Consider the following 8,235-nt stretch of genomic DNA (forward strand, 5'->3'; position numbering starts at 1 on the left):
GACACCCCCCCACCCCCCCCCCCCCCCCCCCCCCCACCCCCCCCCCCCCCCCCCCCCCCCCCCCCCCCCCCGGGCCCCGACCGCCGTGGGGTCAGGCCGTCCGGGCGGCCCCGTCGGCGGCCACGGCGAGGAACTCGGCGATGCGGTGCTCCGCGTCGGCGGGGAGTGCGGTGGGCATCCCGAAGTGGGTGAGACCGGGCAGGGTCTCGACCCGGGCGTGCGGCACGACCCTCCGGGCGCGGACGGCGACGTCCTCGGCCCGGTGGGCGCCGCTGCGGCCGGCGAACAGCACCAGCAGCGGCGCGCGCAGCCCCGCGGCGTCCGGGCGGCGGCCGACGACCGGCCGGCGGCCCGCGAAGGCCTCGGCCCCCCATGCGTAGAGCCGCTTCCACTCCGGGTCGGTGGCGGTGCCGGCGGTCTCCCGGTCCAGGTAGGCGAGGGCGCGGGCCGCGGTCGGCCGCACGAGTACCGGCAGTGACCGCAGCAGGAAGCCCGGGCGGAATCCGGCGAAGCACTGCGTCGGGTCGAGCAGGACCAGCCGGTCGACCCGGTCCGGGCGGTGCAGTGCGTACGACAGGGCGATCCAGGCCCCGTACGAGTGCCCCAGCAGCCGGGCGCGGTCGACGCCCAGGCCGTCGAGGAGCGCGTCCAGCCAGTCCATCAGGTCGGCGGGGGTGCGCAGGGGGCGGCCTTCGGTGACGCTCCGTCCGGCGTCGCGCGGGAGGTCGACGGCCAGCACCCGGTGGCCGGCGCCGAGGGCCCGGGCGGTACGGAACCAGACGGCTCCGGTGGCGCCGCCGCCGGGCAGCAGGAGCAGCGGCGGGGCCTGGGCGGGGCCGTGGGCGTGGATCCGGGTGGTGCCGTACGGGGTGGGGACGTCGAGCTCGTCGGTGCCGGCGGGCCAGCGGGCGAGCAGGGCGTCGTAGGCGGCGGAGAACTCGGCGAAGGACTCGGCGGACGAGGGCATGACGGCTCAACCTCCGGGCGTGGCGCGGGGCCCCGTTGATGATTATCTCGCTGAGCGAGATACTAGCCGAGTGAGTGAAGACCTGACCCCCGATATGCGGCTCGTCCACCTGCTGCGCGCCGTGACCGTCGAGTTCGACCTGCGCGGGTCGGAGTTCGCGGCCCGCAACGGCCTCCACCCCACGGACCTACGGGCACTGATCTTCCTGCTCGACGCCGAACGGGCGGGTACGACGGCCACGCCGGGGCGGCTCGGTGAGGCGCTGCGGCTGAACTCGGCCGGCGTGACGGCGCTGGTCGACCGCCTGGAACGGCTGGGGCTGGTGCGACGCCGACGCGACGCGGAGGACCGGCGGCGGGTCCTGCTGTCGGTCGAGGAGAAGGCCGTCGACCTGGGGTGGTCGTTCTTCGGCCCGCTGATCTCCCGGCTGGTCGGCGCGGCGGCGGGCTTCACCCCGGCCGAACTGGACACGGTGCACCGCTACCTGACCGCAGCCCTGCGCGCCGCGGCCGCGGAGCAGCCCGCCCCGGACGCGGGGCCGTAGCGAAGCGGCCGCCTCCGACCGCCCGGCCGCCCGGTCGCGTGGCACGGGCCGCCGCGCCCGGGCCCGCGCGCTCAGCGGACCGTGAGACGGATGTGGTCCGCGGGCGGGAGGACGGTGGGCATCTCGTCGCTGACCCAGGCGTACTCCGGGCCCGCCAGGGTCGCTCCGTCCTCGGTCCGCACCAGCAGTTCGCCGAGGTAGTCCCCCACCGGGTCGTGGACATGGGCCGCGACGGGGACGAGCGCCTGCGGCAGGGCCGCGGGCCGTACCGGCCCCCGCACCCGCAGGTCGACGCTCACGGAGTCGGGCCCCCAGCGGGCCACGACCTCCGTCCGGTCCAGTTGGCCGCGCAGCGCCGGGGCACCCGGGAAGTCGGCCGACAGGACGTGGTCCAGGACGGCCCGCTCTGCCGGGTTCAGCGGGCGGGGGGAGATCGGTACGGGCACGCAGCCATTCTCCACCGCACCGCACCGAGCAGGTCCGCGTTCCGTCCCGGTCGTGCCGCCGGGCGGCCGGGCGGCCGCCCGGCCGGGCGGCCGCCCGGCCGGGCGGTGTCCGCGACCGGACCGGATCCACCCGCGGACGCGGAGTCCCCCGCACCGGCCGGCAGCCGTCCCACCCCGTGGACACGGGCCCAGACCCAGACCCAGGGCCAGGGCCAGGGCTCGGGCTCTGCTGGGCCCGGGCTCGGGCTCGCGGTTGGGCCCGGCCCCGGGGCCAACCCGCCGCTGGTCAGGGGCGGTGCGCCGGGGCGGGCATCGGCCGGTCGAGGCCGGTGGTGGGGGCCGTGAGGGTGTCGGCGAGGTAGTCGTCCAGGTGCGGGGCGGGGGCGTCGAGCACGTGCCGGACCCACGCATCGCGTTCGTGCGCGATCGGCGGCAGCTCCCAGACGCAGCCGATGAGCGAGCGGTCCAGGCGTACGAAGTGGGCCGGGTCGCGGTCCGGGCAGCCGAGGACCGGCTGCCCGGCCGCACCGCCCGCGAAGTGCAGGGCGTTGTCCCAGACCCAGCTGTAGACGTTCAGGTAGGCTCCGTCGTCCCCTCCCCTGTGGAGGACGAGGAAGCCGCCCGGAGGCGTCCCGTCGGGTTCGGGCAGCGTCTGCAGCAGCTGCGGGAGGAACCGGTAGGCCGCCTCCTCCACCTCGGGCTCGATCCCCGCCGGGTCGGCGGTGACGTGGTAGCGCTTGATACGGCGGCCGGCGACCGCGATCGGGGGCCGGACGGTGAGGTTCTTCTCTGCGAAAGCCATGCCTGGACGGTAGGAGCGCTCCACTGACATCTTGTGTCAGTGAAGTCGAGCCGCCTCGTCACGATCCTGCTGCTGCTCCAGACCCGGGGGCGGATGACCGCCGCCGAGCTCGCGCGGGAGCTGGAGGTGTCGGTGCGGACGGTGTACCGCGACGTGGAGTCGCTGGCCGCGGCCGGCGTGCCGCTGTACGGCGACGCGGGGCACCGGGGCGGCTACCGGCTGCTCGACGGCTACCGGACCCGGCTGACCGGGCTGAGCAGCGGGGAGGCCGAGGCGCTGTTCCTGTCCGGGGTGCCCGGTCCCGCCGCCCAACTCGGCCTCGGGCGGGCCCTGTCGACGGCCCAGCTCAAGCTGCGGGCGGCGCTCCCGCCCGAACTGCGGGCCCAGGCCGACCGGATGCGGTCCCGGTTCCACCTCGACGCGCCCGGCTGGTACGCGCGGAACACCGCGGTGCCGTTCCTGCCGCGGATCGCGGACGCGGTGTGGCGGGGGCGGGTGGTCGAGGTCCGCTACCGCCGCTGGCGGGAACCGACCGACGTGGAGCGCCGGTTGCGGCCGTACGGGCTGGTGCTGAAGGCCGGCCGCTGGTACGTGGTGGCCGCCCCCGCGCCGCCGGCCGGGCCGGATCCGGACCGGCCCCCGCGCACGTACCGGGTGGACCAGGTCCTCGACCTCACCGTCACCGACGAGGAGTGCGCGCCCCCGCCCGGCTTCGACCTGGCCGCGCACTGGGAGCGGGCCCAGGAGGACTTCCGGGCCCGGCTGTACCGCGGGCGGGCCGAGGTGCGGCTCTCCCCGCGCGGTGTGACCCGGCTGAACGCAGACGACGCCGCGGCCGTCGCCTCCGGGGGCGTCCCGGATCCGGAACGGGCGGGGTGGACCCGGGCCGTCCTGCCGATCGAGTCGCCGGAGCACGCGGTGGCGGCGTACCTCGCCCTGGGCACGGACATCGAGGTGCTGGGGCCGCCGGAACTCCGCGCCCTGATCGCGGACACCGCGGCCGCGGTGGCGGAGCGGTACGCGGGGTGAGGCGGCGTGCGGGTCGAGGCGCGGCGCTGATCCGCTGTACCAGGTGGTGCCGTCAGCCGCCCAGTAGGCGCGCACGGGCCAGGCGGCCGGCGCGGACGGCCTCCCCGGACGCCGCCCTCTCGGCGAGGCAGTGGTCGCGCTGCTCGGGGGTCAGGTGGTCGATGTAGAGGGTGCCGTTCAGGTGGTCGGTCTCGTGCTGGAGGCAGCGGGCGAAGAAGCCCGTCCCCACCACGACCAGCGGGTTTCCGTCCTGGTCGGTGCCGCGTACGACGGTCCGGGCGGCGCGGGCCAGCTCGTGCCGGGCACCGGGCACGGACAGGCAGCCCTCAAGGCGGACGAGGGGCGGCTCGTCGGGTACCGGCGCCGGATCGACGACCGGGTTGCAGATGTGGCCGGTGTGGCGGACGCCGTCGTCGTCGGGGCAGTCGTAGACGAACAGGCTCAGGTCCACCCCGACCTGGTTGGCGGCGAGGCCGGCGCCCTGGGCGGCGTGCAGGGTGAAGAACATGTCGTCGATCAGGCGGGAGAGCTCCTGGGTGCCGAAGGCGGTGACGGGGGCGCACGGCCGGTGCAGGACGTCCGCGCCCACCTCGGTGATCGGCCGGAACACACCCCGCCGGGCCTGCGGCGGCAGGGACCGGTCGGCGGCGGCCGTCGCCGGTCGGGGGTGGTCGGTGCGGGGTTCGGACATGCCGGGGCTGCCTTTCGGAGGGGGGTGCGGCAGGTACGGCAGTATGCCCCGGCCGCCGGGGCCGAGGCTCACGCCTGCGGCCGCCCCGGACCGGGCGGGGCCGCGGGTACGGCTCCGCCCGTCCCGGACCGGGCGGGGGCTGCGGCCGGCGGTCGGCGCGCGCGGCGGGCCGGGTCAGGCGCGGGCCGTGCCGGTGATCCGTTCCAGGTCGGTCATCAGCGAGTCCAGCCAGAACACGGTCGCGTAGTAGAGCCACGGGGCTCCGTCCGGCTCCGCCTCGAAGTCGTCGAACGCCGGATCGCGCAGCGGCACCGGCGCCGACGGCGTATCGCTGCCGCGGTCGAGGGAACCCGACACCAGCAGCATCCGGCCCGCCACCCGGTCCCCCAGGCGCGTCACCGACGCGGCCGCCTCATGGCCCAGCGGCGGCAGCGCGACGGGCCCGGTCTCCAGTGGCTCCGCCGGTTCGAGCAGGCGGTCCGCCCCCCACTGGGCGTGGTGCCCGGCCATCAGCGTGGCCTGCCAGTCCGGCTCCAGCGGCTCCGGCAGCTCCGGCGCGGGCGGCTCGGGCGGCTCGGGCGGCACCGGCGGCCCTGGCGGCCCTGGCCGGTCGCGCGGGTCCGCGCGGGGCCCGCCCGCCGTGGCCGCCGCGTGCACCCCGGCCGCGCCGGCAGCCCCGATCGCCCCCGCCGCCCCGGTGTGCGGCCCGGGCGGGGCGGTCGGCTCGCTCTGGAACTGCGCGTACGCCGACTCCGCGAGGTACAGCGCGTGCCGCAGCGAGCGGCGCCCCGGCACGACGGGCATGGCCTCCCGCGCTCCGCCCGCCGCGATCGACGCAGTCGTGGCGACCACGACCTCGGCCGCGCCCCGCAGCAGCACCGCCCCGGAGCGCTGGAGCTCCTCGTGGGCGCCGCGGGGCCATGCCAGCAGGCCGAAGACCGCGCCGATCACGCTGCCGATCAGCACGTCGAGCAGCCTGAGCTCCGCAAGCTGCCAGCTCGCGGGCGCCAGCTGCGCGAACACCAGCGCCACCGTCAGGGTGAACAGCCCCTGCGCCCAGCCCACCCCTTTCACCGGCCCGAGCGTGAAGGTCAGCAGCATCACGGGCACGAGGGCGGCCGCGTACACGTTGGTGTGGGTGTCGACCAGGGTCAGCAGGGCCCCGGTGACGAGTGCGCCGAGCAGGGTGCCGGTCAGGGCCGCCCGGATCGTCGTACCGGTCTCGCGCACGGTCGTCCGGGTCAGCGTCAGCGTCGCGAGCGTGGCCCAGAAGCCGTGCGGGAGGGTGTCCAGGCCGGCGATGGCGCGGGCCGCCGCGAGGGCGAGGCTGATCCGCACCGCGTTCTGGAAGAACACCGAGCGGCTCCCGGTGTACCCCCACAGCCGGATCCACCACAGGTGCGGGGCGCGCATCCGCGCGTACCAGAACCGCATCGTCGGGACGCCCTCCGCGGCGGCCCGCCCGCGCAGTGCGAGGTCGGCGGCGGTGGCTGCGGCCAGCGCGGCGTCCGCCACCTCCAGGACGGCGGCGTGCCGCCGCAGCCGTGCCGGCGCCACGGACGGCCCCCATGCCCCGGACGCCCCGAGCACCTCGGACGGTACGGGCACCCCGGTCGGCCCGGCGCGGGCCGCGACCAGCGCGGCGCGGGCCCGGAGGAGGCCTTCGCGGGCGTCCACCGCGTCCTTCACGGGCGGTACGCCCCGCAGCCGGGCCGCGGCCTGCGCCGCCGTGCGCCGTACCGCGCCCAGGACCTCCGCCCCGGCCCGGTCACCGTCCGCGGCCGGTCCGGCGGGCAGCCGCGCGAGCCGGCTCAGCAGGGTACGGGTGGCCAGGCCGGTGTGGGCGAGGGCCCGGTCGCGGACGCTCGGCCCGGCCGGACGGTCCGCCTCCGGCACGGTCATGGGCCGCAGCCGGCCCGTGGCCTCCTCGGCGGCGCCGAGGTCCTCGTCGGACAGCCGGTACGGGGGCGCGGCGAGTCGGCCCGCGCAGTGCTCGGCGGCGTCCAGGGCGCGGGCGGCGAGCTCCCGGTACGGGACGGTCGGCGGCTCCGGGAAGAGGAACACCTCGGCGGCGAGGAGCAGCAGGATGCCGACCGTGGCGCCGACGAGCCGGTGGCCGAGGGTTTCGGGAGCGTACGGCGGGAACGACGGCAGGATGTACAGCAGCTGCAGGCCCGGCGCGGCTCCGGCCGGGCGCGGCCCGCCGACGGCGATGAAGGCCAGGGCGAAGCCGATGACCAGCATGCCGGCGACGGCGCTCCAGGTCCGTACGGCCAGGAACGTGCCGGCGGTGATCAGCAGCCAGGAGACGGGCAGCAGCCGCACCAGGACCTCGGCGCGCTGCCGGCCCGTGCCGGGGATCCGGGAGAGGCCGGCCAGGGACACTGCGCCGAACAGGGCGTACGTGGCGGCGACGGTGTCCCCGAAGCCGTAGAGGAACAGGTAGAACGCGGCTCCGGCGGCCAGGGTGACCCGCGCGGCGCGGCGGGCGGCGACCGCGAAGCCGGGTGCGGTCCGCACTGCGGTGAGGAAGGCGCCGACACGGCCCATGCCACCAGCATCACGTACCCCCGCGAGGACGGCACCTCCCGGCAGCCCGACACACCCGACACACCCGGCACACCCCGCGCTCCCGGCGCTCCCGGCGCTCCCGGCGCTCCCGGCCCGTGTGGCAGGCGCCGGGGGCGACGGGGGCGGCCCCGGAGGCGTTTCCCCCGCTGAGCGATCATGGGCTTGACCCTCACACCGTGTCAGGCGGTCCACTCGGAGACACCATGTTCACCATCGGAGACTTCGCCCGGCACGGCCGCGTGTCGGTCCGGATGCTGCGCCACTACGACGCCATCGGACTGCTGCGCCCGGCCCGTGTCGACCCCGCCACCGGCTACCGCCACTACACCGCCGCACAGCTGGCCCGCCTCAACCGGGTCATCGCGCTGAAGGACCTCGGGTTCACCCTGCAACAGGTGCAGGACATCGTGGACGAGCGGATCGGCGTCGAGGAGCTGCGCGGCATGCTGCGGCTGCGGCAGGCCGAGCTGGAGGCGGCCGTCACGGCCGCGGCGGCCCGGCTGGTCCGGGTCGAGGCGAGGCTCCGCTCGATCGAGAGCGAGGGGCACATGCCCACCGAAGACGTCGTCGTCAAGAGCATCCCGGCCGTACGGGTGGCGGAGCTGACCGCCACCGCCGCCAGCTTCGCCCCGGAGGACGTCTCCCCGGTGATCGGTCCCCTGTACGGGGAGCTGTTCCGCCGCCTGGAGGAGGCGGGCATCAGCCCGTCCGGGCCGGGTGTCGCCTCCTACGAGGACGCCCCGGAGGGCGGCGGGGCGATCGTGGTGCACGCCGCCGCGGAGGTGTCGGCCCCGCTCCGGGGCGGGGAGGGGCACGGGGTCCTGAGGGTGCTCGACCTGCCGCCGATCGAGCAGGCCGCGACGATCGTGCACCGCGGTCCCATGGACGCGGTCCTGCCGTCGGTCCAGACCCTGGCGCGCTGGATCGAGGCCAACGGGTACCGGCCCGGCGGCCACCCGCGGGAGGTCAACCTGGAGTGCCCGGAGAACCACGGCGACTGGGTCACCGAACTCCAGACCCCCTTGGCCGCCCCGCCGGCCGGGGCGTGAGCCGCAGAGCGGGGCGAGCCGCGGAGCCCCTGGGCGGCGGGGGGGGGGGGGGGGGGGGGGGGGGGGGGGGGAGGGGGGGGGGGGGGGGGGGGGGGGGGGGGGGGGGAGGGGGCGGCGCCCCCCACCCCCCTCCCTG

Annotated in this window: 8 protein-coding genes; 3 read left to right on the forward strand and 5 right to left on the reverse strand. The window is 77.2% G+C overall.

Annotated features, from left to right (window positions below; all coding sequences use genetic code 11):
* Positions 1–91: 91 nt before the first annotated feature.
* Complete coding sequence (locus ACZ4VL_RS39580) at positions 92–967, reverse strand: alpha/beta fold hydrolase (protein ID WP_468210556.1); 876 nt, start codon at positions 965–967, stop codon at positions 92–94.
* Between the two features lie 94 nt (positions 968–1,061).
* On the opposite strand from ACZ4VL_RS39580, the gene ACZ4VL_RS39585 reads away from it, so the two are divergent.
* Positions 1,062–1,511, forward strand: coding sequence for a MarR family winged helix-turn-helix transcriptional regulator (locus ACZ4VL_RS39585; protein ID WP_468210574.1), 450 nt, complete (start codon positions 1,062–1,064; stop codon positions 1,509–1,511).
* Between the two features lie 71 nt (positions 1,512–1,582).
* Here ACZ4VL_RS39585 and ACZ4VL_RS39590 read toward each other — a convergent pair whose 3' ends face one another.
* Positions 1,583–1,957, reverse strand: coding sequence for a hypothetical protein (locus tag ACZ4VL_RS39590; protein ID WP_468210558.1), 375 nt, complete (start codon positions 1,955–1,957; stop codon positions 1,583–1,585).
* A 286-nt stretch (positions 1,958–2,243) separates the two neighbouring features.
* A complete protein-coding gene (locus tag ACZ4VL_RS39595; RefSeq protein ID WP_468210561.1) occupies positions 2,244–2,759 on the reverse strand; it encodes a hypothetical protein in 516 nt (171 codons plus the stop codon).
* A 39-nt stretch (positions 2,760–2,798) separates the two neighbouring features.
* On the opposite strand from ACZ4VL_RS39595, the gene ACZ4VL_RS39600 reads away from it, so the two are divergent.
* Positions 2,799–3,788 (forward strand): helix-turn-helix transcriptional regulator, encoded by a 990-nt coding sequence (locus tag ACZ4VL_RS39600; RefSeq protein WP_468210563.1) that lies wholly within the window; start codon positions 2,799–2,801, stop codon positions 3,786–3,788.
* Positions 3,789–3,840: 52 nt separating this feature from the next.
* On the opposite strand, the gene def is transcribed toward ACZ4VL_RS39600, so the two are convergent.
* Together def and ACZ4VL_RS39610 are read right to left on the reverse strand one after the other, a co-directional pair.
* The gene (def, locus tag ACZ4VL_RS39605) at positions 3,841–4,479 is read right to left on the reverse strand and encodes a peptide deformylase (RefSeq protein WP_468210565.1); all 639 of its coding nucleotides are present in this window, start codon (positions 4,477–4,479) and stop codon (positions 3,841–3,843) included.
* 174 nt (positions 4,480–4,653) lie between these two features.
* Complete coding sequence (locus tag ACZ4VL_RS39610) at positions 4,654–7,029, reverse strand: FUSC family protein (RefSeq protein ID WP_468210568.1); 2,376 nt, start codon at positions 7,027–7,029, stop codon at positions 4,654–4,656.
* A gap of 224 nt (positions 7,030–7,253) precedes the next feature.
* Between ACZ4VL_RS39610 and ACZ4VL_RS39615 the strand changes: the two genes are divergently transcribed.
* Positions 7,254–8,099 carry a MerR family transcriptional regulator gene (locus ACZ4VL_RS39615; protein WP_468210571.1) on the forward strand — a complete coding sequence of 282 codons (846 nt, stop codon included), beginning with the start codon at positions 7,254–7,256 and terminating at the stop codon, positions 8,097–8,099.
* Positions 8,100–8,235: the final 136 nt, after the last annotated feature.

This window comes from Streptomyces sp. NPDC029014 (genome assembly GCF_055564695.1).

Coding starts and splice junctions, on each gene's coding strand:
- ACZ4VL_RS39585 (WP_468210574.1), top strand. CDS start 1,062: ATGCGGCTCGTCCACCTGCTGCGCGCCGTGACCGTCGAGTTCGACCTG.
- def (WP_468210565.1), bottom strand. CDS start 4,479: ATGTCCGAACCCCGCACCGACCACCCCCGACCGGCGACGGCCGCCGCC.
- ACZ4VL_RS39595 (WP_468210561.1), bottom strand. CDS start 2,759: ATGGCTTTCGCAGAGAAGAACCTCACCGTCCGGCCCCCGATCGCGGTC.
- ACZ4VL_RS39615 (WP_468210571.1), top strand. CDS start 7,254: ATGTTCACCATCGGAGACTTCGCCCGGCACGGCCGCGTGTCGGTCCGG.
- ACZ4VL_RS39610 (WP_468210568.1), bottom strand. CDS start 7,029: ATGGGCCGTGTCGGCGCCTTCCTCACCGCAGTGCGGACCGCACCCGGC.
- ACZ4VL_RS39580 (WP_468210556.1), bottom strand. CDS start 967: ATGCCCTCGTCCGCCGAGTCCTTCGCCGAGTTCTCCGCCGCCTACGAC.